Below are 23,385 nucleotides of genomic sequence, written 5' to 3' on the forward strand. Positions count from 1 at the left end.
TCAGACCAGCGTTTCCATTTCTATAATATCGTATGGATAGCCTTGTTCGACCAGAAAAAGCTGGCGATGGAGCGAAAACTCCTGCTCTCTCGTGTCTCGTGTTACCAATGTATAAAAATGGGCGGTGTTGTTGTCTGTTTTGGGCCTTAAGATACGTCCCAGGCGCTGTGCCTCTTCTTGTCTGGAACCATACGTCCCGGAAATTTGGATCGCGACGTTTGCATCCGGCAAATCGACCGCAAAATTGGCTACCTTGGATACGATCAGGCGTGTAATTTCCCCTTTTTTAAACTGCGTGTATAAAAGCTCACGTTCTTTGTCCGGTACTTTTCCTGTAATGAGTGGCAGTTGGAGGGCCGTTGCCATCTGCTCAAGCTGATCGATATATTGCCCGATGATCAAAACACGATCGTGGGCGTGCCTCTCCAATAGCTCGCGGACGACCTCCAGTTTTTTTGGATTTTCTGCCGCAATGCGAAACTTTTGACGAGCGGTTGCATGTGCATAAGCCTCCCGCCACTTCGGCTCAAAGGGGAGCCGAATTTCTCGGCAATGCGCTTCCGCGATCCAGCCTTGCTCTTCCATGACTTTCCATGGAACCTCGTACTTTTTTGGACCAATCAGCGTGAAAACATCTTCCTCCCGCCCGTCTTCCCGAACAAGAGTAGCCGTCAGCCCAAGTCTGCGAGTGGCTTGAATCCCAGAAGTAACACGAAAGATAGGTGCGGGCAACAAATGCACCTCATCGTAAATAATAAGCCCCCAATCGCGCTCTGAAAAGAGTTTCAGATGAGGAAAATCATCTTCGGCGGTGGGGCGGTATGTAAGAATTTGATAAGTCGCCACAGTTATTGGCTTGACTTCTTTGTTGTCACCAGTGTATTCCCCGACCATATTTGGATCAAGACCTGTTTTGTCCAAGAGCTCTGCGATCCACTGGCGAACCGATGTCGTATTTGTGGTCAAAATAAGGGTGGCTGTTTGCAATTGGCAAATGGCCCCAAGTCCAATGACTGTTTTTCCAGCACCACAGGGCAGGACGAGAACGCCGCTTCCCCCCGTTACAGCTCCACCAGAATAGAAGGCATCGACAGCTTCTTTTTGATAAGAACGCAAAGAGAATGCTCTGCCTTGGGATGTCGTTTCCCGCAAGCTGACTGCACAGGATTCGCCTTCTGTATAGCCCGCCAAATCTTGAACAGGAAAGCCGAGCTTGATCAGCTCTTGTTTGATCAGTCCGCGCGCATAACTTTTGATGACAAATTCACTCTCAAAAAGAGCAGCGATTGATTTATAACTGGTCACCTCTGCTAAAAGAAGCGGGTCTTCACTCATTAATACGAGTTGATCGCCAATGCGTTCCAAACGAAACAAGCCGTATTTTCGCATCGTATCTTCTATTTCTTTGACGATGGTAGGGGGGACACCGTACTTGCTGTAGCTGCCAAGCACGTCTGTTACCTCTTGTGATGTAAGACCAGATGCAGCCGCATTCCAAAGCGATAAAGGGGTGATCCGATAGGTATGGATGTATTCTGGGTTTTTGATTAGCTCCGTAAAACCGCTGATAGCTTGTCTGGCCTCGAGAAATAAAGGGTGCTGTGTTTCCAACAATATCGTCCGATCGCTTTGAACGATCAAGGGCAGGTCTGGACGGTACGACAATAGGCTCACCTCGTTACAAAAGGCATAGGAATCAGCACTATGGTATCACAATCTCTAAAAGAAAGAAAAACGAACAGGTAACATTTTGGCACGGATGGGAAACAATATCCCAAAGCATGGACGGAAAGGACGGCGGGGAGCATGGCAATTTGGGGAAGCTTGTTTAATTTGATCTTGGTCATGATCCTCGTACTCCTGAACGGGTTCTTTGTTGCGACTGAATTCGCGATTGTAAAAGTAAGGGAATCAAGAATTGCCCAGCTCGCGGCGGAAGGAAACAAGCGTGCTGTTGACGTCGAGAGGGTCCTGCGCAATTTGGATGCCTACCTCTCCGCGTGCCAACTCGGGATTACGCTGGCTTCATTAGGACTCGGTTGGCTGGGCGAGCCTGCCATCGCGCATCTCTTGCATCCGGTTTTTCGTTATTTCCATTTAAATGAAACGGTTGTTACCAGTATTTCCTTTATTATCGCTTTTTCGGTGATTACGTTTTTGCATATCGTGCTGGGGGAGCTGGCTCCCAAGACACTGGCTATTCAATACTCCGAAAAGGTTGTACTCGCGGTAGCTAAACCGATCCAACTCTTTTACAAAATCATGTATCCCTTTATTCAAATGCTGAACTGGGCCGCGAGTCGTTTTCTTGCGCTTTTTCATATATCCTTGGAGCCGCATCAGGAAGCACATACAGAAGAAGAGATTCGCATTCTTGTCAATGAAAGTCACAAAAGCGGCTTGATTGATCAAACCGAACTGATGCTGGTCGATAATATTTTTGATTTCTCGGAGACGATGGCAAGAGAAATCATGGTTCCGCGTACGGATATGGTTGTGTTGAACCTGCGCGACCCCTTTGACGAAAACGTCAAGCATGTCCAAAACGGACGGTTTACCCGCTATCCAGTAGTGGATGGTGACAAGGACCATGTAGTAGGCAGCTTGCACATCAAGGATATGCTGACAGGGCTTTTGGAAGGAGAGAGCAATGACCTTCAGACCTTCATGCGTCCTATTTTGACTGTACCGGAGACGATCTCAATCAGCCGGTTGTTGACTATGCTGCAAAAACAACGAGGACAAATGGCGATTATCATTGACGAGTATGGGGGCACTGCCGGACTGGTGACCCTTGAAGATATAATGGAAGAAATTGTCGGAGACATTCAAGACGAGTTCGACGACGAGCGCCCAGAGGTGGAGCGCAGTGACGGTATGCTGTCATTAGACGGGCGTATGTTATTGGAAGAAGTGGGCGATTATCTGGAGATTGAATTGGAGTCAAGCGATGTAGATACGCTAGCAGGCTGGATTTACATGCAGATTGACCACCCGCCGCGCGTGGGAGATCGGGTAAAAGAGGGAAAGTACGAATTTGTCGTAGGAGAGGTCGACCATTACAGAATCACCAGGGTCTATGTAAAGAAAGTCGGCAAAGCAGAGGAAGAAATCAGTTCTACGTAAGGGAGGAAAGGGGGCTTCTCAATGCGTAATATAATTGCTATAATGGGACACAAGTTGCATAGATGGCAATGAGCCTAATTGCTTAGGGTGATTAGAGCAGCTGAGAGTAGAGACTAGAGGAGGAAGTACAGATGAGACGAGCAGTGAGTATGGTACTGACCGCATTGCTGGCGTTTTCTTTGGCAGCATGTGGCAACGAAACAGGTGGAAAAACAGAGGCAGCAGCAACGACAGGCCAAGGGCAAACAGTGAAGCTGGGGCTGACGCAATTCGTGGAGCACCCTGCGCTGGATGCGATTCATAAAGGAATTTTGGATGGTCTGAAGGATGCTGGCTACGAAGAGGGCAAGAACTTGGAGGTAGACTCCCAGAACGCCCATGGTGACATGAACAATACAGTCTCGATCGCACAAAAGTATGCCGGAGATAAAAAGGATATTGTCGTTGCGATTGCGACGCCATCCGCTCAGGCTGCAGCCAAGGCGATTGCTGACAAACCTGTTATTTTCAGTTCCGTAACAGACCCACTCTCGGCTCAACTGGTTGGCAGTCTGGAGAAGCCAGACAAAAATGTGACCGGGACGTCCGATAAAGTATCGATGGAACAACAATTGAAGCTGGTGAAAACCTTCCTGCCTGAGCTGAAAAAGCTGGGCGTGATCTATACGACCTCCGAAATTAACTCAGAGGTACAGGTCAAGGAATTGGAAGACGCAGCGAAAAAAGAAGGCGTAGAAATCATCAAGGCAGGCATTTCGCAGCTATCCGAAGTGCAGCTGGCAGCTCAAGGGCTTGCTAGCAAAGCAGATGCCATTATGATCCCGATTGACAACACGGTCGTATCTTCGTTTGAAGCGGTACTCGGAGCAGCAGAGGAAAACAAAATCCCTGTCTTTGCTTCTGACACCGATACAGTAAAACGTGGAGCAGTTGCTACGTACGGGATTGATTACTACCAAATCGGTAAACAAACAGGCGATATGGCTGCCCGTATTCTAAAAGGGCAAAGCGTTGCTGATACTCCAGTAGAGATTTCGAAACAAGCTGATTTGTATATTAATGAAACAGCGGCTGCGAAGTTTGGGCTCACCATTTCTGAGGCACTCAAACAACAGGCGAAAGAAATCATCAAGTAAAAAGAGAGCGTCAGGCTCTCTTTTTATTCTTTTAAAAGTGTTTTATCCGTGTTAAAATTGTAGAAAAATTCAAAAGGGGGAATTTATCAAATGTTCAAACAAAAGAAGAGTATTAAAATTTTTCAGAGTTTTTTATTTCCTTTATTGCTTTTGTCTGTTACCGCTTGTGGACAGCAAAGCACTACCCCTGCAAACAATTCTACACCAGCCCCTTCAACGTCGACGGCTCCAGCTCCGTCTACTGAAACCAAGCAGCTGACAATTGGAATTTCCCAATTCGTTGAACACCCTGCTTTGGATGCAGCAAGAGAGGGCTTTATCAGCCAGCTGGCTAAAAACGGCTACGAAAAGGACAAGCAAGTAAAAATCGATGTGCAATCCGCTCAGGCGAGCATGGATACAGCTATCCAGATTGCCCAAAAATTCGAGGCTGACAAAGTAGATTTGGTCTTGGCGATTGCAACTCCAACGGCACAGGCTGCCGCGCAAACCAGTAAAGAAATTCCGATCCTGTTTACTGCGGTAACGGACCCGGTAGAAGCTGGTCTGGTAGCTGCGATGGACAAACCTGGCGCAAACGTAACAGGTACATCGGATATGAACCCTGTCGAAGAGCAATTGAAGCTGATCAAAGAGTTGAAAGCTGATGCGAAATCTGTTGGAATCATTTATAGTTCTGGCGAAGTCAACTCCAAAGTACAGGTAGATGCAGCAAAAGCTGTAGCCGGCAAGCTTGGTTTGGAAATTAAAGAAGCAGCAATTACGAGTGCAACGGAAGTGAAGCAAGCAGCTGAGTCCATGGTGGGCAAAGTAGATGCTTTCTACGTACCGACTGACAATATGGTCGTATCTTCGATTGCAGCTGTTATCGGTGTAGCTGAATCACAAAAAATTCCGGTCATCGCAGGTGAAGAAAACTCTGTAAAGAGCGGAGCGATTGCCACATATGGGATCGACTACACGAAGCTGGGTGAGCAAACAGCTGACATGGCAGCAAAAATCCTGAAGGGTGAAGCGAAGCCAGCAGATATGGCTGTTGAAGTGCAAGCAGACATGAAGCTCGTATTGAACAAAAAAGCAGCGGAAAAAATGGGTGTGACGATTCCGCAAGCCATGCTCGACCGTGCTGGACAAGTGATCGAGTAATAAATGCAGTAATTGGAGGATTTCTTCTATGAATCAACTGGCAATAATGGGAGCCATTGAGCAAGGCTTACTATTTGGTATTTTGGCTCTCGGTGTATATCTGACCTTCCGAGTCCTAAACGTTCCTGACTTGACCGTCGATGGTAGTTTTGCCTTGGGAGGCGCAATCGCAGCCAAATTCATTATCGATGGAACCAATCCGTTTTTGGCCACCCTGTTGGCTTTTATCGTAGGTGGTTTGGCAGGAGCTTTTACGGGCGTCTTGCATACCAAAGGAAAGATTAACGCACTTTTGGCGGGGATCTTGACGATGATCGCCTTGTACTCAATCAATTTGCGTGTCATGGGGAAAGCGAATCTGCCTCTTTTGCGGGAAGATACCCTGTTCACTTATGTGAAGGATATGGGCATTCCAAACCTGGCTGTAGGTGGAGTTACCTTGCTGTCTGGTGTCGCAATCGTCTTTATCGTAGGTGTTCTGGTGTTGAAGCTCATCATTGACTGGTTCCTGCATACGGATATGGGTCTGGATTTGCGCGCGACAGGTGACAACTCGAAGATGATCCGCAGCTTTGGGGTAAACACGGATTCGACAACGATCATCGGTTTGGCTCTCTCCAATGGCTTGGTAGCTTTAGCTGGTGCGTGGGTAGCCCAATACCAAGGCTTTGCGGATGTTGGAATGGGGATCGGGATGATCGTCATCGGTCTCGCTTCCGTTATTGTCGGGGAAGTTCTGTTTGGCAGCTCTTCGATTTTCCGAGTGACGCTTGCTGTCATTCTCGGCTCGATTGTGTACCGCTTGGTCATCGCCATAGCGTTGGACCAAGGATTGAATCCTTCTGACATGAAGCTGATCACTGCGCTGATCGTTATCGTTGCCCTGACTGTCCCAACTGTGGCAAAAGGCATCTGGAAAAAGCAAGCGGTACGCACGGCAAGGGGAGGAAGCAGCGATGCTTAAAATTACAAACGTCAACAAAGTATTCAACGCAGGAACTGTGAATGAAAAGATCGCGCTTCGAAACGTCAATCTGCACGTTAAGAAAGGAGAGTTCATCACCGTTATCGGCAGTAATGGTGCCGGTAAATCGACGATGATGAACATGATCTCCGGCGGACTGACGCCAGATAACGGAAGCATTACGATTGACGGCAAAGATGTGACGCGCTTGGCGGAGCACCAACGCGCAGGTCTGATCGGCCGTGTGTTTCAGGACCCAATGGCAGGTACAGCGCCGAACATGACAATTGAAGAAAATCTGGCAATCGCTTTAGGGCGAGGGAAACGCCGTACACTTGGCTTTGGGGTAAATAATCACAAACGAGAGTTGTTCCGCGAGCAGCTCAAGCAGTTGGATCAAGGGCTGGAGAATCGCTTGAAGACCAAGGTAGGCTTCCTTTCAGGCGGACAGCGTCAAGCGCTTAGCCTGTTGATGGCTACCTTCACAGAGCCAAAGATATTGCTCCTCGATGAGCATACAGCAGCGCTTGACCCGAAACGGGCGCAGCTGATTGTAGATTTAACGGAAAAAATCGTGGAGCGCTATAAACTGACGACGATCATGGTCACGCATAACATGGAGCAAGCGTTGAACATGGGCAATCGTCTGTTGATGCTCCACGATGGGGGAATCATCCTCGACATTCCGGATGAGAAAAAACGGACAATGAAACCGCAGGATCTGCTTCGGGCATTCGAAACAGCCCGCGGTGGAGAAAGCTTCAGTGAAGATCGCTTCTTGTTAACCTAATCGGATCGAATCAGCCTTCCTGTTCAAGCGGGGAGGCTTTTTCGTTGTTGGAAAGATACACATACATGAATCCGGCACCGATCAAGAGGATGCCTGCGACGATCGTGAAAAGCGTCGTGCCGCCATAATGTAGCAAGACAAGGCTGCCCAAGTACGGTCCACACGAGCGGGAAATATCCCAGTGTGTTCCTGTTATCGCGAAGTACCGCCCGCGCATTGTGACAGGTGATATGCGGGTGACGAAGGCCATCAACTGAGTCAGACCAATACTTTCTCCGATGACGAGCAACACTTGCAAAGCGAGAAGGACAGGTACGTTGTCGATGAAGGCATAACCCAACGATACGATGAGAAAGCAAATGTACGAGCCGCTAATCAACAGGCGAGCCGACAAGTGCTGGGTCCATTTGACGAGCAAATACTCGAACAGGAGCAGCAGGCCCCCTTTTACCGCAATGAGCAAGGCGAGTGTTTGCAAATAGTCTGGCAGCGTGTATTTCAGATGAAGCTGGAGATTCGTCTCGGTTTGCGCGTAAAACAGACTGATCGGCAAACACAGCATCATAATGGCAAGGGCTGGTCGATAAGCATGCCAAGAGGCGCGTGAACGTACGGCTGCTGCTTCTTCGACGGGAGCTTCTGGCAGCGGAGTTTGCGGGATTTTCCACCAGACGGCAAGAGCATAGATCAAAAGCGAGATTGCCGTAAACAGAAAAGCCATAGCAGGATCGTACTTGTATATGATGACTCCGACTAAAGGTCCCAATGCGGCTCCGATACTGCTAGAAGTATTGAGAAGGGCAAAGGCACCGGCCATTTGTGCAGAGGAAATCGTATCAGCGAGATGCGCGCGGCTGACAGGGATAAACAGGGAGCGGCCGGCACCGTTGATGATGTACAGGATCGCAAAGCCCAGCATGGAGTCTGCCCAAGCCATTCCCAACATGGCGAAGCCTTGCAGGAACAGGGCGAGTAGCATGATCGTTTTTCGGCGATACCGGTCTGTGATGCCACCAGCAAATAACGTCAACAAAATCTCTGAGAAGGGCTGCAAGCCAATGACGAGCATAGTCATGGTGACTGAGCCTCCGATGTTCTCACTTAAGTACAATACGAGAAACGGGGCGATCATGGCGCTGGATAAAGAGGTGAGCGTTTCGCCGAACAAACGGACCCAGAGGAGTGTTGGATATGCAGCAAAGAATCGACTGAGTGCATGAGGAATGTGTGACATAAGAAAATCCTTTCTTTCGGCTTTTTCCGGTTAGTTGGTGTCTTTAGAATTGTAAGGTGGCAAAGACCGGAGAAAAAGCGTACGATTAGGCGAATAGCTTTTTCATGTTTTATGAGCGAATGGGTGGTGGCAAGATGCAACTCGTTGAACAATACATGCGTTTATGTGCGGGCCGACCTAATGAAGCGATTGGGCATCCGTTTGATATATCGTTAGCTGAGGTTGCTTCGATTTTGTTTTGTACATTGCGGAATGCGACCTTGACCTTAAAAAAAATGCAAAGCCAGGGATGGGTAGTCTGGCAGCCGGGGAGAGGGCGAGGAAATCGATCAGTATTGACATGCTTGCTTGCGCCCGAAGACCTGATCCTGAGCGTAGCAAAGGAACTCGTGCAAAAAGGGGAGATTCGTGCTGCGCGGGATATGATCGACGAATATGGGGTAAATTTGCATGTTTTAAATGAAAAATTTTCACGATGGATGAATAGTCAGTTTGGACATCGTGTGAAGCGGGAAAAGGGAAGGAAGGGGAGAGTCGATACCTTGCGTTTGTTTTACAGTCGACCATTCGCAGGGCTTGATCCGATTCATATTCTCCTGCGCTCCGAGTCACATATGGTCAAGCAGCTATTTGATTCTCTGGTCCAGTTTGATCCAGTAGCGAGACGGATTGAACCCGCTATCGCTTTTTATTGGGAGGCTAATGAAGAAGGAAAGCAGTGGACTTTTTACTTGCGGAAAGGTATCTTATTCCATCATGGCCGTCCACTTGTTGCCGATGATGTTCGCTTTTCCTTGCTTCGTTTGATGGAGCATTCCTATAAACATCGCTGGCTAGCCGCTTCAATCGAATCGATTACCGTCAAAGATGACTACGTATTGACGATTTCTTTGCATAGGCCGGATGAATTGTTTTTGCAGGCACTGAGCAAGGAATATATGGCGATCGTCCCCTGTGATTACGTTCTGGAGATAGGGGAGCAATTTGCGCAAATGCCAGTAGGAACGGGGCCGTTTCGAGTAGTCCGCAACGACGATTCCATGCTCGTGCTGGAAGCGTTCACGCCTTATTTTGGGGGACGGCCGTTCTTGGACCGAATCGAAATCTGGTGCGTACCTGGAATGGCAGCAGAAGCACAGGCAGATGAAAGCTTGTTATCCATAACGGCTTTGGATGATCATCGGGATACGAGCGTTCCAGCATGGAGTGACGTTGGCAGATTGGAAGATTGTTTTCAGTACGTCAGCTTGAATGGAGCAAAAAATGGCCCGCTGTCACATCGCGAGTTTCGGTGTCTCATGGTGGCTATCATAAGTGGACAAGCTTTGAGACAAGAGCTACAAGGAACGAGGGAGCGTGCAGTCATCTGGGGGAAAACTAATTCGTTCCAAGAAAAAAGAGAGGTGCCAGATGCACAGGAGTTGGTTCGTATTTTCAAAGAGAGCGGGTATCAGGGAGAGGCACTGTCGCTCTATACGTATCCAGATCCCGATCATATAGAAGATGCCCAGTGGATTCAGAAAACGTGCAAGGAATACGGAATTGCCATAGAGATCAGGTATGCATCCCCGGAGGAGCTTGCCATGCCTTCCTTATTACAAGAGGCAGATCTGGTTGTGGATAGTGCGAATGTAGATGAAAGGGCGGAGCTGTCTTTACGAGAATTTCTACACGCTGGTGCGTTGAGTATTTCTCATCATTTAGATCCGCATGGAAAGGAAGAGATCGCGTATTGGATGAACCACATGTCGTGCGTCCAAACAGCACAAGACCGACAAGCTTGCGTGGACAACGTCATGCATACACTAGCGGCTTGCAGTACGTTTGTCCCGCTGTATTCGAATCGGGTAGAAATGCTTGCGCATCCGCGGTTATCTGGTATAAGTCTGGATGCCTATGGCTGGATTGATTTCAGGGGAATTTTTGTTCGGGAATAGCATAAATTTGTCACATAATCATGTGAAACCGCTTTCGTTTTTCATCGTATTATCATATGTAGATATTTATTATGCTCATAAAGTTCTTTGAGGAGGAACTATGCCGGTGTATACCAAAATCGAAAAGGACAAACACATTTTGTTTGCGTCCATTCGCTTGATGATCTGCGTCGGGCACGCCGACGGTTATATAGGAAATAAAGAAATGGATCGTATTCATGAAATCGTGAATTCGGAGCATTTTACATTGAAAGAACGACAAATTTTAATGGATGATATGGACTATCCGAAGCGTCCGGAGGTCATCGTGGAAGACCTGGTAGCCATGACGCAGGCTGAAAAGCTCGTAATGATGCGCAAGCTCTACCACATGGCATTGATCGATCGGAAGCTATCACCGTCGGAGACAAAAGAGATTGCCCGCATTGCTTGCCTGATCGGAATCTCGGAGGAAAAGCAGCGTCAAGTAGAAGAGTGGATTCGCGAAGGGATTGTTTGGCGCGAACGCTGGAAAGATATTGTAGGAGAATAGCTGGGGCCCCAATTTGATTGGGGTCCTTTCGTTTTAGGTAGAAGTTGGCGCAGCCTCGTTTTCTACAGTACAATAAGAAAAATAACGTCTCAGAGAGTGGCAACGCTATTGATGAAGGAGGAGACCCTATTTTGCGGATCTTGGTTACGAATGATGATGGCATCGATGCTCTTGGTATCAAGCGGTTGGTAGAAGCTTTGCTCACTTTGGAAGGAGCAGAAGTTTATATAGTGGCACCGGTTGAAGAGAAAAGCGGAGTCGGACACGGAATCACTTATCGCAGTGCACTTGCGCCTGAACAGCGTGATTTTTACGGAATGCCGGTGAAAGCGTGGGCGGTTAATGGCAACCCTGCGGACTGTGTAAAAGCTGCTTGCCATCTCTTGTTTGAACACGGGAAAAAGCCGGATATCGTATTTTCGGGGATTAACGTCGGGACGAATCTGGGACGTGATATTTATTACTCCGGTACGTGCAGCGGTGCCAGAGAGGCGGTAATCTTGGGTGTTCCCGGTGTTGCCCTTTCCTATGATAACTGGTTCGATCAAGACAACTACGGCGAGGTAGTGGAGATGATTCGTCCGATCGTAAGAGAATTCAGTGATCGTGCGGTCAAAGGAGAACTGGCGTCAGAGGTATTCTGGAATATTAATATCCCGCATGTACCGTTGGCTGAGGTGAAAGGAATGGTTCCGGCCATTTTGTCCATGAACCACTATGAAGACAAATACAGCGAAGAAGCGGAGGGCTATTACTTGGCACGCGAGTACCCGCAAGTCATGCCACTGGCGGAGCCGCTGGATTATGATTTGCTCAAGCATGGCTATATTCCGATTACCCCTGTCCACATTGACGCAACAGATCGGACTCTCTTAAAACAAATGGACAATTGGGCATTGCTAAAAGCTTGGGGAAAACAGGAGGAGTAACGCATGAATGCCGAATTTTACCCTCCGCTAACCCCCGATGACACCCTGCGTTCTCCAGAAGAGTCAACGCAGGGAGAGGTACTCGATCCCGTAGTTTATCACGATTTGTACAAGCTGGCAGAAGAAGAGGGGCTTCCTTACTTTGTCCGTCTTAGCGGAACAGGTGAGGTGGAGCTGTATTTGGTGTTCGAATCGGTGGATGCTTTCAGTGAGCAGACGAAAGACGCTGTTTCGCTCGAATTCAAGACGTATCAAAATAAACTGCTCGCGGTCATTTGGACACTGTCGGACCCGCTGAATCCACTTGGATTTCCCTTGACGTTCGATATAGCGCGTGCTGAAGAGCGAAGCATGGCCTTGAGATTGATCGAGCAGCCGTATGCTTCTTTGCACTACTTGGCATACGCAGATCGTGAGCTTACCCACATCTATTCCGAGTCGATTTCTTTTTCCCCAGCGGAAGTCGCTCGTACGCATGAAATGATTCAGGCGCTTTATGAGGGAACACCCGATACTCTTCCAGAAGAGGTGCAGGTGCGTGAGGAAGAGACCGAGAGCATATCCGCGATGAGCTTGCCTGCCTCTGTTTTTACAGAATCGGGAATGGCCTTCGTATTGCGTTACAAGCACATGAGAGATGTCCATGGTGAAGAAGGAGCGCAGCATTTATTGATGAGTACTGTACAGCAAGCAGTATGGGTCATGCGCAGGCACGCTCGCAGCGAGGTCCGGGATACGTCCTTTACCGTATGGGCTGCGGAAGCGGGCGATTACGCGATGATCATACTGACGCCAAGTCTCTCGCATTTGTTCGAGGTCGTTCATATGTCAGAGGATGAAGCGAATCCGTTCTCCCGCTTTTTGATGACCTTGCCGGAGTACGTGCAGACGCAGGACGCTTCTCCCTTGCAGGTAGGCGCCTATCCACTATTGCGTTATGAGTGCGGTCGCCTCTATCATTTGGAGCTGGATGAAGATGTACAGAAGCATCTCGCGCAGGCGTTTGCGAAAGCGTTTCCAGGAATGCCTATTCCTTACCTGTAATTGTTGAGAGGTTGTGAAAAAAGACTCTCCCCGGAATTTTTTGGTCTTCGATGAAATAAGGGTAAATAAGTCATTTTTCAACAAAGGATACGACAAGCGGGAATCCGAATTAGGTAAGATAGACAATCCATTGGGAGAGGTGACGACGATGTACGCTGTTGAACCCAATTTGTTCCAGGCTGTTTCTGAATGCGCCCACCGTTTTCAAGAGGAGATTGAGCAACTGGCACAACGTCATGCACTTACGATCGAAGGGGGGCTTCCTGCCTTGGAGCTGCAGGTGCATCCGCAGTTTCAGGCTTTGCTCGAGTACAATCTGTGGGGAGAAGCCGGTTTAGTCGTTATCCATGGGAAATTACATAAGCGCGATCACGTTTGGACAGATTCATTTTCTGTCATGATGAAGTTTTCCTTGACGCATGATCCGAGTATCGATATGGAAGGAAAGAAGCAGCGCATTGAAGAGTTCTTATACGGGGAAGCAGAGTACTTCTGGAATATCCCTCCCGCTGGTCATGTCGGTCATAGTGAGCTGACCCTGCGCTTTACTTATCGGCCTGGCTCGAATCGCCTTGCGGAATATGTCAGGAGTGTTTTGGGAATCGTAACCGGAAAGATGATGGCTGCCTAACGCGGCATGAAAGATGAATGGCTCTCCGTCACAGGAGGGCTATTTTTTTCGAAGGAGGACAGAAATGCGCTTATTCATAGCACTGGATATTCCAGTTGAGGCTGCTGCTTATATTGCCGATGTTCAAAAACGGTTGAAGCAAGATGTGACTGCGGACAGGTGGCAGCCTCTCGCTAATTTGCATTTGACTCTGCATTTTCTTGGAGAGGTCCAAGAATCTCTCGTTCCCGCCATTTGCGAGGATATGGATATTGTTAGCGCGATCATCCAGCCATTTACCCTGCGTGTTGGCAGCTTTGGGGTTTTTCCGAATGCCCTGCATCCACGTGTGCTCTGGCTGGGACTGCGCGGCCAGCTTTCTCCTCTTGAGCAGCTGCATTTATTGTTGGGCAGACGGTTCGAATTACGCGAAGGCTTGTCCTACGATCGGAAACGGTATCGGCCGCATATTACGCTAGCGCGCGGACCGCATCGCAGTGGAGATGAGCTAGCCCTCCTGAATTGGAATGAACGTTATTTAGCGCAGGAGCCGCCACAATGGAAGGCTCGGCATTTTCATTTGTACCGTTCCGAGCTGTTGCCGGAGGGCGCGGTACATACGATTATCCACACGAGCACGTTTGATAAAGATCACAGCAAAAAACAAGCGTTGCCTGAATAGACTAAGAAGAAAGGATCAGGGAAGCCTTCCAGAAAGCGGTGGAAAACGGATGGGTGAGTTCACGACCGGCATTCTTTATCCACGCAAATACGAACCGAAAGTACTGATTGCCTTATCCAAGACAGAGCAGCCACATTTTCACAGAAACGTTAACAGCGACTGGAATGCATTTTTCCTGCAGGATGAGTGGCTGGAAACCTCCACGACGCTTGAATTTTTGCTGAGACTGTCCAAGCAATTCGTACCCCTCCTCTGGTTTCATGACGCTGAGGACAACGGCTGGGGCTTTCGCTTGTTCGATGCAGGCTTCGAGGTTGCGTCAGCGACAATCAGCTACTCGCTCGATGTAGAAATGGCGGAAGCCGAGTTTGGCAGGCTTTATCCAGAGATTGACCTGCAGGAAGGAATCGTAGACAGCGAGGACGTTCGGCAAAAGTATGAAGACATACTGGAGAGGGTAGTGCGTTCGGAGTTGTATCGGCGCGAGGTAGGTAAAGGGATCACACGTATCAAGCCGCAGTCGTTTAGTCGGATCGTGGGTCCGAAGCAAATTCAGCAGTTACGTTCCCTTTTTGATTTGCAATTGTTGACGAACGTCGATGACGACACAGGCGCTTCACTGTTGTACGACTCGGTTGATCTGTTCAAAGAAATTTTGGGAATCGAAGAGATGGTGTGGGTGAACTTTGCGTATTTAGCAAGCGGAGGAAGAGAGTAGCCCAGTGCATCATCGCACTGGGCTTTACACTGCCGCTTACTTCTTTTTCCACTGGCCAAAAATTTCATCCACATCGAGCAGCATGATCAGCTTGTCGTTCAAACGGGCAATGCCGTGCAAATACTTGCCCTCTACACCAGCGATAATGGGTGGCGCAGGCTCGATCAAGCTCTGTGGAATATCCATGACCTCAGAGACCGCATCCACAATAATCCCGATGTTCAGCCCATCCATTTGCAAATCGACAAAGCGAGTGTCTTCCGTTTCTTCCAAAGGTTCCAAATCAAACATTTTCCGCAAGTTGATTATCGGTAAGATCCGCCCACGCAGATCAATGACTCCTTCGACATAAGGTGGAGATTTTGGAAAACGTGTAATGGGCAGCGGCTTGATGATCTCACGTACGAGCGAAATCGAGAGTCCGTAATATTCGTTCCCCATTTTAAACAAAATCTGTTGGTCAACAGCTGCTTCTGCCTCCCAATCCGAACCGTTGCTTCTTTTCGTCAATTCCATGTGTACTATTCCTCCCCGAACCGCTTTCCATGTCTTTACCCATATTGTACCATGGACAAACCTACTCAGGACGTTTTTTTGTCACAGGCAAAAACACAAGCGCTCGATGTTGGACGAAAAAGAACAGACCGACAAGCGTCAGGCTCGTCGGTCTGTTTTCTTGATTATGGTTCACGAAGGTCGTTCAATGAGATTCCTTGCTCGAGCGCGAAATCAAAATCATCCACATCGTAAAATTGAACAGGCACGATATATTCCAATATCCGATCCTGATAATCAGGCTGGTCTGTGAGAAGTGGGGCCTCAAATTTCATGGCCGTCAACAATAGCTGTGTCTCTACGGGATCAAATATCTCCCCCCACATGGCGTTGTCCTCCACTTTTACGACTGTCAGGGTCACGCCGTTCGGAAAAGAAAAGGGAACCTTGGACCATGGGGCTATCAGTCCTTTTTCCATTCGCTTGCGGTTGAATGGATCGGCAAAAAATTGGCTCATTTCTTTCATAATCCGCCGGACATACTGATCATCAGCAGAGTAGGGCATGATAGGTTCAGGACTCTGGATAAATTCGTCCAATTCATAGATTGTCGACGCGGGTATCAGATATTCTACTGGTTGCGATGGGACCATCAACTCCCCGTAGATAGCCAACATGATCGCTTCTATAACGAATTGTTTCGACATTTCGACAACCCTCCTCGTAACCATCATACAAAAAATCGGGGGCACCGTACAAGGGTGGCGAGTAGGGCTTAAAAAGTTCAGGGAGGGTATAACCTTTGTTTGAATCTGCCTTTTTTTCGTCGCTGCTACTCATCATTACCATCAACCTCGTTTTAAGTGGAGATAATGCCGTGGTCATTGCCATCGCTTGTCGGAAGCTTCCTATCGAACAACGAAAACGAGCTATTTTGTGGGGGACGTTTCTTGCTATCATCGTACGCGTGATCGCTACGATTCTTGCTGTTTATTTGCTGAAAATCCCGTATTTGTACATGGTTGGCGGAATTATTCTGCTGTGGATCAGCTACAACCTGTTGCGCGAGGACGAGCAAAAGGAAGCCATCAGCTCGAGTGAAGACTTGGTTCAAGCGGTCAAGACAATTGTCGTGGCAGATGTGATGATGGGACTGGATAATGTACTCGCTATTGCAGGGGCAGCGAAAGGAGATATCGTCCTCATCGTGTTGGGCCTTTTGATCAGTGTGCCTCTCATGATTTTTGGCAGCCAGCTCATTCTAAAAGCAATGGAGCGGTTGGTATGGCTTGTTTATGTTGGTTCAGGGGTTCTGGCTGTGACAGCGGCGAATATGATTCTCATGGAAGATACGATGCGTGAGTGGATCGCCGGGAGGATTTGGCTCGAATATGCAATCAAAATGGGGGTGGTCGCTCTCGTGTTAGTTGCGGGATATTTGCAACGTACGAAAACAACACGTACCCACGCATGAAAAAACTGAGATGAGTATTGAATCTCAGCTTTGTCGCGGGCCTATAAGGTTTTGACGATCGTCACGCTCATCCATTCTTTATCGTAGAGATCGATTTCATAGGTGGAGGCTACTTCAGAGCCGTCTTCATTGGTAAGAATACGGATTGTAGGTCGATTCACAGCCAATGGATTCACTTTGGAAACGACCCCGGTATGCCCTGTACTCAGCAATACAGTTGAAGCAATTGGATAAATAGCGACGTGCTGCAAGAATAGCTTGAGCAGGTCGAGGTCGAAATAGGTGTTTCCCGTAGCAAACAAGTACTCGGTAGCATCACTCGGCGAGTAGCTTTTCCGAAATGGACGCGGAGAAACTAAGGCATCGTAAACATCCGCGATTGCGACGATGCGTGCATACTCGTGAATGTTTTTCTCGCTGAGCTGACGGGGATATCCGGTTCCGTTGTATCTCTCGTGGTGCTGCAGCGCACAGTGTGCGGAGACGACCGAGATATTATGTTGATTCCGCAATATATTGAAGCCTTCTTCGGTATGGTATTGGACACGTAGGCGTTCTTCTGGGCTTAACTCGGTACGCATGGTCCAGATCTCCTTAGGAACCTGTGTCATGCCGATGTCGAACAAAAGTGCACCTATGCCCAATTCCATCATCTGTTGCTGGTTGTAGCCTTTGGCCATCCCTACCACACCAGACAGAACGGCGACATTGACAGCGTGGTGAAAAAGGTAACCATCCAACACGTGAAGACTGGACAGGTTGACCAAGATGTCTTTGCGACTGCTCAAGTCTTGAAAGATTTCCCGAAAAACCTTTTGAAAACTGCTCCCGAAATCAGGGGCGGACGTACGGCGCTTGATCTGCGGCTGATCCATGAGGGTGGTCATCGTTTTGTACACGGCATCCACGGCTTCTTTACGCGTCTCATCGCGGATTACATCTTCCGGCATGATATCTTCAGTGTGCTTGTCTTGAATGTAAAGGGTATCAATTCCCAATTGAACAAGCCGTTCGATGTAACGGGGGGTTAGTTGTACCCCGATTCCCAACAGAACGTTTCCATTTTCCTGAAATACGCTCTTTGCGATGACATCGCCCGGCTTTACCGAAGTAATATGCAATTTTCTCACAACGAAAGCCCCAGTCCTTTTTTGATAGAATGTAAATAGTCCTGATTTTCTGTCAGTTTGTGTAGTTCCATTTTATCACAGTAGAACAGGGGGAGACTACCGCTGTTGAAGGATTTCTTTTATTTGTAATTTTTTTCCTTGCTAACATGCATTTACTGCTCGGCTGCGCGATCTGAACGTGTAAACCAGCGGAAAGGGTTGAGTGACCAGCGAGGCTCGTAGCGGGCATAGCGCTCTTTGCGACGAGTCAAGCGTTGCTGCATAAGATCTAATTCAAAAGTAACACGGCGCATTTCCAAGCGGAGGGACTCTTGCATTTCTTCAATGTCCGCAATCTTTTGCAGAATGGTTGATTGCATATGATTCATAGAAGAGAGTTGTGTGAGCTCCTGCTGAAATTGGACGAGTGTCTCGTGGACGGTCATTTCCACTTCTCGCATGCCCGTTCCCAGCTTGTTTGTGGCGCTGAGCGTAACGGCGGTTTCTTCCGCACCTGCGAGTTCTTCCTCCAGGAGCATTTCCTCGGACAGGCGTCCTTCTTCTATCAGTTGGCGCTGAATATCTTTTAACGAGCTGTTGCCGCTGTCTTTTCTTTCCTTCACTTCCTTGAGCAGTTCAAAGCCTGCTTCGCTGATCAAATAGTGACCCTGTGGATTTTTCAGACGTTCCTGTGCAGGTACGAACAAGTCCAGCCAGTTACGCAGTGTACGAACATGCACATCAAGGCGATCAGCTACCTCTTTTGAAGCCATCCAAACTTGTACATCCATCCCGAATCACTCCTTTTTTTCCTCTCGGTATTCCCGGTGGACTCATTATAGCACCAAAATTTTCCGGGTAAGAGAGAATCGACAAAGGTTCTAAAAACTAGTGATCTTTCGTCCGATTCGGACAGATCGTCGTATTTTGTCAAATTTGGTTGTCTGCTCATAATGACCGGGACAGGCGCGTACATATGGAAGGAGTAAGCATGTTATTGCTCGTTGGGTGAGGAGAGGACCGGATGATGCAATCTGTTTTCTGGATTGTCCTTTTGACTGCTGCCTTGGCGAGCAGTATCGGGGGACTGCTGTTATGTCTGCGTGCATGGTCATCCGAGGCATTGTTTGCGATGATCAGTGCAGGGGCTGGGCTACTACTGGCGATTACGCTGCTAGATTTGATGCCACATGTCTTTTCTGACAAGAGCTTGTGGTTGATGCCATTTGTGCTCGTTGGCTTTGTGACGCTTTTTGCTTTGGAATTAATCAGCAAGTCGAGCGGAGAGTTTGGCTCGACGGGAATCATTGGGGTCATGACGGGTTTTTTATTGCATGCATTTGTCGAAGGCGTCTCATTAGTCGCAAGCTTGCGGATGGATTCAGAAGTTGGGGTATCCGTGTTGGTGGCTATGCTGCTGCACAAAATTCCGGATGGTGTAACCATTGCCTCTCTTTTGCTGGCAGCGACCAACTCGAGAAAGAAAGCATTTTGGGGGGCGACATCGCTTGGGATCGCGACGATTGCGGGAGCTCTTGGCTTTGGATTTGCTGAGCGAATGTTTCCACCGAATTGGTCTGGCATTATGCTGGCCATGACGACGGGTATTTTTTTGTATGTATCCGCCAGCCATCTCGTCCCTTATATCGGACAAACTAAAAAGGCGCAGTACGGGGTTTATTTTGTTGGCGCGATGGCCGTGTACCTGATTTTGTCTGCCTTTTTACACGCGAACCACTTGCATGCATAAAAGGTCCCATTCCTAGCCAGTCTAGTCTGGAGGAAGGGAGTGTGGACTGACAGTATGAACCATCAAGAGCAAATGCAAACGGACGATCTCTTGCAGTCACTGACTGAATTCCCGGTCATGGGGACATCGTTGAATCCATTGCAGGAATCCTGGGCTTCCACTGAAGCTCTATCTGCGCTAACCGATCAGGCCGGAAGTACCGATTAAATGTTTTTACACTGCCCCTCTCGTTTATCCCCTCGTATCCATGGACAAGATCGGTTATAATGCAGGGGAATAAGTTGGGAAAGGGGCAGATACATAATGAACACATTGTTGCAAGGAAAGAACATCGTCATCATGGGCGTAGCAAACCACCGCAGCATTGCCTGGGGAATTGCACAATCCTTACATAATGCTGGAGCGAATCTGATTTTTACGTACCAAGGGGAGCGTCTGCGTGAAAACGTGGCGGCACTCACGGAAAAATTGGGAGTAGAGTCGCTGTTGGTAAATTGCGATGTGACGAAGGATGAGGATGTCGAAGCGGCATTTGCTGTGATCAAAGAAAAAGTGGGCGTTATTCATGGCCTAGCGCATTGCATCGCGTTTGCGAAAACGGAAGAGCTTGAAGGCGAGTATGTCAACACATCCCGCGAAGGATACGCGCTGGCACAAGACATTAGCGCATTCTCCCTGGTTGCAGTTGCTCGTGCTGCTCGTCCGTTGATGACGGAGGGCGGAAGCATCGTGACTTTGACTTACCTTGGCGGTGAGCGCGTGATTCAAAACTACAACGTCATGGGTGTAGCCAAAGCTGCGCTTGATGCATCTGTTCGTTATTTGGCAAACGACCTGGGCAAAGAGAACATTCGTATCAATGCTATCTCCGCTGGTCCAATCCGTACACTTGCTGCAAAAGGAATCCGCAATTTCAACTCCGTGTTGAAGGAAATTGAGGAAAAAGCGCCATTGCGCCGCACGATTGACCAATCGGAAGTAGGCGACACCGCTCTCTTCTTGTTCAGCAATCTCTCCCGAGGAATCACGGGTGAAATTTTGCACGTCGATGCTGGCTACAGCATTATGGGCGGGTAACGAGAAGCAAATTTTCCGAAAAAGAATAACAGGCCCCGGTTTCTCGCATACTATACCCAAAATGCGTGAAAGGGGGCCTGTTTTTTATGTTTCCATTGATTACGAACATGGAAGAGTTTTTGATTTATATGGGCGGTGGTTTTCAGTACTTACCTGCCCATCTCGGCGATGAAGCGGGAGGTGCGGGTCTTTCGTCCGAATCGCTCCCGGGGGATACCAATACACAAGCTGTGACGGGCCCGGGTAATCGCGACGTATAAGAGACGACGTTCTTCTTCAAGCGCACCGGAGCCGCCTTTTCGCAGCTCATCCAATGTGTACTCATGAGGAAGGGCACCTTCTACCAGATCAGGTAAGAAGACGTGGTCGTACTCGAGACCTTTTGCCCGATGGATACTTAACACATGAACAGCTTCGTCCGGGAGTGGTCGCATCGTGCGCCACTCTTTTTCTTGTCGCGCCATTTGATCGATATAAGCCAAAAAATCGCTGATCGTCGCATGGCGCTTCGAAGCTGCCAGTATTTGCTGCAGCTCATCGCTCCAACGTTCCCGGCCATCTTCCCGGTCTTTCGCGCGTTTTTTTAGATAGTCGCGCAGTTTCCCATCCTCATAGATGAGCTCGAGCGCCTGGGCAGGTGGAACATCCTTGCACGCGGTGAGAATCTCGTTGATTTGCTGCATGTGCTTGCGCTGATAGGGTTTGAGCTGTGTCAGATGCGGAAGAACGTGCAAAATCGGCTTGTCTTCAATAATTGCTTGACTGCGCAAGGCATTCCACATTTCGGCTGAGATATAGAGGGTCGACAATATTTCTTTGAGCGCATCGGTGTCATCCGGGTTTAACGCGAGCCGCAAATAATTCAGCGTCCAACGAACCGTCTGGCGTTGGTAAAAGGAATCCTCTTCTTGCGTGTAATGAAAAGGAATCCCTGCTTCGCTCAGGCGCTCCAAAATGGGGCGTGCAGATTCATTGGTGCGGTACAAGATGGCGCATTCACCCAAAATGGCCCCTTGCTCGTGACGATGGATAATTTCATCGACGATCCGGGAAGCTTGTTCTTCTTCGTCTTCCGGCTCGAATAAATACGCGTCGCCTTCCTCGTGATGAAAGGACTGACATTCCTTTGCCCAACGCTCCCGGTTGTGACCGATCAGCGAGTAGCCAAGACTGACAATCGAGGAATGGGAACGGTAGTTGACCTCGAGTGTAAATGTCGACGCCTGCGGAAAGTCTTTGGTGAAGCCCAAGATGTACTGCGGATCACTGCCGCGAAAGCCGTAAATGGACTGGTCGTCATCCCCGATGACACACAAATTGTTTTGTGGAGCAGCTAATAGCTTGACCGTCTCATACTGAATGCGATTGATATCCTGGAACTCATCGACCATCACATAGGTAATGCGTTCCTGATAACGGCGCAGGAGTCCTGGATCATCGCGCAGCATTTCGTAGCAGCCAATGAGCATGTCGTCAAAGTCAAACCAATGATGCTTTTTCTTCGTGGCCTCGTATAGAGGGTAAAGCTGGATCGCCCGTTTTTCTGCATCGTTCGTTGCTTCCCGATACGCGACCTCCTGGGGGAGGATGTATTCGTTTTTCCAACGGCTGATGATGCCGAGTGCTTCAGTGATCTCTGTTTCTTTTAACGTGGCAAGTTCGTCATGACCAAGCAGTGCGCCGGCCTCGCGCATCAACCGCCATTTTTGCCAATCCTTTTTCAAGAGGCGCTGTTGATCCCAGCGTTCTGGCTGGTGATGCAAGAGCATTCGGTAAAAGATGCTGTGGAACGTGCCGGCAATCAGCTCACGTGCTTGTCCAGCAGGTAGTTGCCGGGCAATGCGCTGACGGATTTCATCGGCGGCTTTGGTCGTAAAGGTCACGACCATGATTTGATTCGGTTTTACACCCAACTCTGAGATCAAGTGAGTCGTGCGTGCCGTCATGACGCGTGTCTTGCCACTTCCGGCCCCGGCGAGGATGAGAAAAGGCCCCTCGGTTGCGTGCACCGCTTGCTGTTGTCCCGGGTGAAGCGGTTGATCTCGCATTTGCTCAGCCATGTGAGAGATGGTCTTCTTCGGCATCAAGCGTTTGCGGAAAACAGGTGGCTTCGGAGCTGGCGGGGGAGGCGTCGTGCTCGTGCCAATCGTTCTCTTTTTCGGAAGGCGAAAGGAGCCGATGGTCGTTGTATTTTCTTCGTCTATGGATGTCTCGCTGTGCTCTTTGGTTGAGAAAGCGAGTGATTCTTTCGTGTGATCCTCGCTGTGATCCTTTTCGGCCGTAGCAGCCAAGACAGCTTGAAAGGCAGTAGCAGCCGTCTCATTTATCGCTTGCAGCGAATCGAGAGGAGCAGGACCATTTTCCGTCAGAAGTGGGCATTCAGCTCCTTCAGGATGGAAGAAATGCGGCTCAAAGCTGATGCCAGCATGAAGACGAAGCGCCGATGCACAGGCTGGACAGCGTACCTTGTCCTGCCGGGCAGCCATGCGCCAAAACGGTATGCGGTTATAGTTCTCTGGTAGCAACAGGATGGGTTTGTTGTCTAGTAAAGCGTAGTTCATCATGACACCTCGGAAATAAGAAGTGCCCCCTGTCGGCAGGGGACACTTGCCATTATGGTTGTTGGTTTCAA

At 48.8% G+C, this 23,385-nt stretch carries 23 protein-coding genes; 16 read left to right on the forward strand and 7 right to left on the reverse strand.

Annotation, left to right across the window (positions count from 1 at the left end; genetic code table 11):
- Positions 1-1,665, reverse strand: coding sequence for a DNA repair helicase XPB (locus EL268_RS09920; protein ID WP_197724042.1), 1,665 nt, complete (start codon positions 1,663-1,665; stop codon positions 1-3).
- Positions 1,666-1,806: 141 nt separating this feature from the next.
- Between EL268_RS09920 and EL268_RS09925 the strand changes: the two genes are divergently transcribed.
- The 5 genes from EL268_RS09925 (at position 1,807) to EL268_RS09945 (ending at position 7,162) form a co-directional block, all read left to right on the forward strand.
- Complete coding sequence (locus tag EL268_RS09925) at positions 1,807-3,126, forward strand: hemolysin family protein (protein ID WP_106653727.1); 1,320 nt, start codon at positions 1,807-1,809, stop codon at positions 3,124-3,126.
- A 131-nt stretch (positions 3,127-3,257) separates the two neighbouring features.
- Positions 3,258-4,262, forward strand: coding sequence for an ABC transporter substrate-binding protein (locus EL268_RS09930; protein ID WP_106653726.1), 1,005 nt, complete (start codon positions 3,258-3,260; stop codon positions 4,260-4,262).
- Positions 4,263-4,352: 90 nt separating this feature from the next.
- The gene (locus tag EL268_RS09935; RefSeq protein WP_106653725.1) at positions 4,353-5,408 is read left to right on the forward strand and encodes an ABC transporter substrate-binding protein; all 1,056 of its coding nucleotides are present in this window, start codon (positions 4,353-4,355) and stop codon (positions 5,406-5,408) included.
- 28 nt (positions 5,409-5,436) lie between these two features.
- The gene (locus tag EL268_RS09940) at positions 5,437-6,372 is read left to right on the forward strand and encodes an ABC transporter permease (RefSeq protein WP_106653724.1); all 936 of its coding nucleotides are present in this window, start codon (positions 5,437-5,439) and stop codon (positions 6,370-6,372) included.
- Entirely contained in the window at positions 6,365-7,162 is a 798-nt protein-coding gene (locus EL268_RS09945) for an ABC transporter ATP-binding protein (protein WP_106653723.1), read from the forward strand. The genes EL268_RS09940 and EL268_RS09945 overlap by 8 nt, the downstream gene beginning before the upstream one ends.
- Before the next feature lie 10 nt (positions 7,163-7,172).
- Here the strand turns inward: EL268_RS09945 and EL268_RS09950 are convergent, their stop codons facing one another.
- Entirely contained in the window at positions 7,173-8,396 is a 1,224-nt protein-coding gene (locus EL268_RS09950; protein ID WP_106653722.1) for an MDR family MFS transporter, read from the reverse strand.
- 134 nt (positions 8,397-8,530) lie between these two features.
- On the opposite strand from EL268_RS09950, the gene EL268_RS09955 reads away from it, so the two are divergent.
- From EL268_RS09955 to EL268_RS09985, 7 genes are all read left to right on the forward strand, one after another.
- Positions 8,531-10,333: an SgrR family transcriptional regulator gene (locus EL268_RS09955; protein WP_106653721.1), complete on the forward strand. Its 1,803-nt coding sequence runs from the start codon at positions 8,531-8,533 to the stop codon at positions 10,331-10,333.
- A gap of 100 nt (positions 10,334-10,433) precedes the next feature.
- The gene (locus EL268_RS09960; RefSeq protein WP_048033900.1) at positions 10,434-10,865 is read left to right on the forward strand and encodes a tellurite resistance TerB family protein; all 432 of its coding nucleotides are present in this window, start codon (positions 10,434-10,436) and stop codon (positions 10,863-10,865) included.
- A 131-nt stretch (positions 10,866-10,996) separates the two neighbouring features.
- Positions 10,997-11,794, forward strand: coding sequence for a 5'/3'-nucleotidase SurE (surE, locus tag EL268_RS09965; protein WP_106653720.1), 798 nt, complete (start codon positions 10,997-10,999; stop codon positions 11,792-11,794).
- 3 nt (positions 11,795-11,797) lie between these two features.
- The gene (locus tag EL268_RS09970; protein ID WP_106653719.1) at positions 11,798-12,838 is read left to right on the forward strand and encodes a hypothetical protein; all 1,041 of its coding nucleotides are present in this window, start codon (positions 11,798-11,800) and stop codon (positions 12,836-12,838) included.
- Positions 12,839-12,986: 148 nt separating this feature from the next.
- Entirely contained in the window at positions 12,987-13,469 is a 483-nt protein-coding gene (locus EL268_RS09975; RefSeq protein ID WP_106653718.1) for a hypothetical protein, read from the forward strand.
- 64 nt (positions 13,470-13,533) lie between these two features.
- Positions 13,534-14,130 (forward strand): RNA 2',3'-cyclic phosphodiesterase, encoded by a 597-nt coding sequence (gene thpR / locus EL268_RS09980; RefSeq protein WP_106653717.1) that lies wholly within the window; start codon positions 13,534-13,536, stop codon positions 14,128-14,130.
- A 49-nt stretch (positions 14,131-14,179) separates the two neighbouring features.
- Positions 14,180-14,848 carry a hypothetical protein gene (locus EL268_RS09985; RefSeq protein WP_106653716.1) on the forward strand — a complete coding sequence of 223 codons (669 nt, stop codon included), beginning with the start codon at positions 14,180-14,182 and terminating at the stop codon, positions 14,846-14,848.
- Positions 14,849-14,884: 36 nt separating this feature from the next.
- Here the strand turns inward: EL268_RS09985 and EL268_RS09990 are convergent, their stop codons facing one another.
- Together EL268_RS09990 and EL268_RS09995 are read right to left on the reverse strand one after the other, a co-directional pair.
- Entirely contained in the window at positions 14,885-15,364 is a 480-nt protein-coding gene (locus EL268_RS09990; RefSeq protein WP_106653715.1) for a chemotaxis protein CheW, read from the reverse strand.
- Between the two features lie 164 nt (positions 15,365-15,528).
- A complete protein-coding gene (locus EL268_RS09995; protein WP_015892281.1) occupies positions 15,529-16,050 on the reverse strand; it encodes a hypothetical protein in 522 nt (173 codons plus the stop codon).
- Between the two features lie 95 nt (positions 16,051-16,145).
- Here EL268_RS09995 and EL268_RS10000 point away from each other — a divergent pair, with 95 nt between their 5' ends.
- A complete protein-coding gene (locus EL268_RS10000) occupies positions 16,146-16,817 on the forward strand; it encodes a TerC family protein (protein ID WP_106653714.1) in 672 nt (223 codons plus the stop codon).
- A 41-nt stretch (positions 16,818-16,858) separates the two neighbouring features.
- Here the strand turns inward: EL268_RS10000 and EL268_RS10005 are convergent, their stop codons facing one another.
- Both EL268_RS10005 and EL268_RS10010 read right to left on the reverse strand, forming a co-directional pair.
- Complete coding sequence (locus EL268_RS10005; RefSeq protein WP_106653713.1) at positions 16,859-17,947, reverse strand: HD-GYP domain-containing protein; 1,089 nt, start codon at positions 17,945-17,947, stop codon at positions 16,859-16,861.
- Positions 17,948-18,099: 152 nt separating this feature from the next.
- Positions 18,100-18,717: a MerR family transcriptional regulator gene (locus EL268_RS10010; protein ID WP_106653712.1), complete on the reverse strand. Its 618-nt coding sequence runs from the start codon at positions 18,715-18,717 to the stop codon at positions 18,100-18,102.
- Positions 18,718-18,950: 233 nt separating this feature from the next.
- On the opposite strand from EL268_RS10010, the gene EL268_RS10015 reads away from it, so the two are divergent.
- The 3 genes from EL268_RS10015 (at position 18,951) to fabI (ending at position 20,753) form a co-directional block, all read left to right on the forward strand.
- On the forward strand, positions 18,951-19,676 hold the full coding sequence (locus tag EL268_RS10015) for a ZIP family metal transporter (protein WP_106653711.1): 726 nt from the start codon (positions 18,951-18,953) through the stop codon (positions 19,674-19,676).
- 39 nt (positions 19,677-19,715) lie between these two features.
- On the forward strand, positions 19,716-19,883 hold the full coding sequence (locus EL268_RS32720; protein WP_164724409.1) for a hypothetical protein: 168 nt from the start codon (positions 19,716-19,718) through the stop codon (positions 19,881-19,883).
- A gap of 96 nt (positions 19,884-19,979) precedes the next feature.
- Positions 19,980-20,753, forward strand: a complete 774-nt coding sequence (gene fabI, locus EL268_RS10020; protein WP_016742464.1) for an enoyl-ACP reductase FabI — start codon at positions 19,980-19,982, stop codon at positions 20,751-20,753.
- Between the two features lie 149 nt (positions 20,754-20,902).
- On the opposite strand, the gene EL268_RS10025 is transcribed toward fabI, so the two are convergent.
- The gene (locus tag EL268_RS10025) at positions 20,903-23,314 is read right to left on the reverse strand and encodes a UvrD-helicase domain-containing protein (RefSeq protein WP_106653710.1); all 2,412 of its coding nucleotides are present in this window, start codon (positions 23,312-23,314) and stop codon (positions 20,903-20,905) included.
- Positions 23,315-23,385: the final 71 nt, after the last annotated feature.

It is taken from the genome of Brevibacillus brevis (assembly GCF_900637055.1).
Classification (GTDB): Bacteria; Bacillota; Bacilli; order Brevibacillales; family Brevibacillaceae; genus Brevibacillus; species Brevibacillus brevis.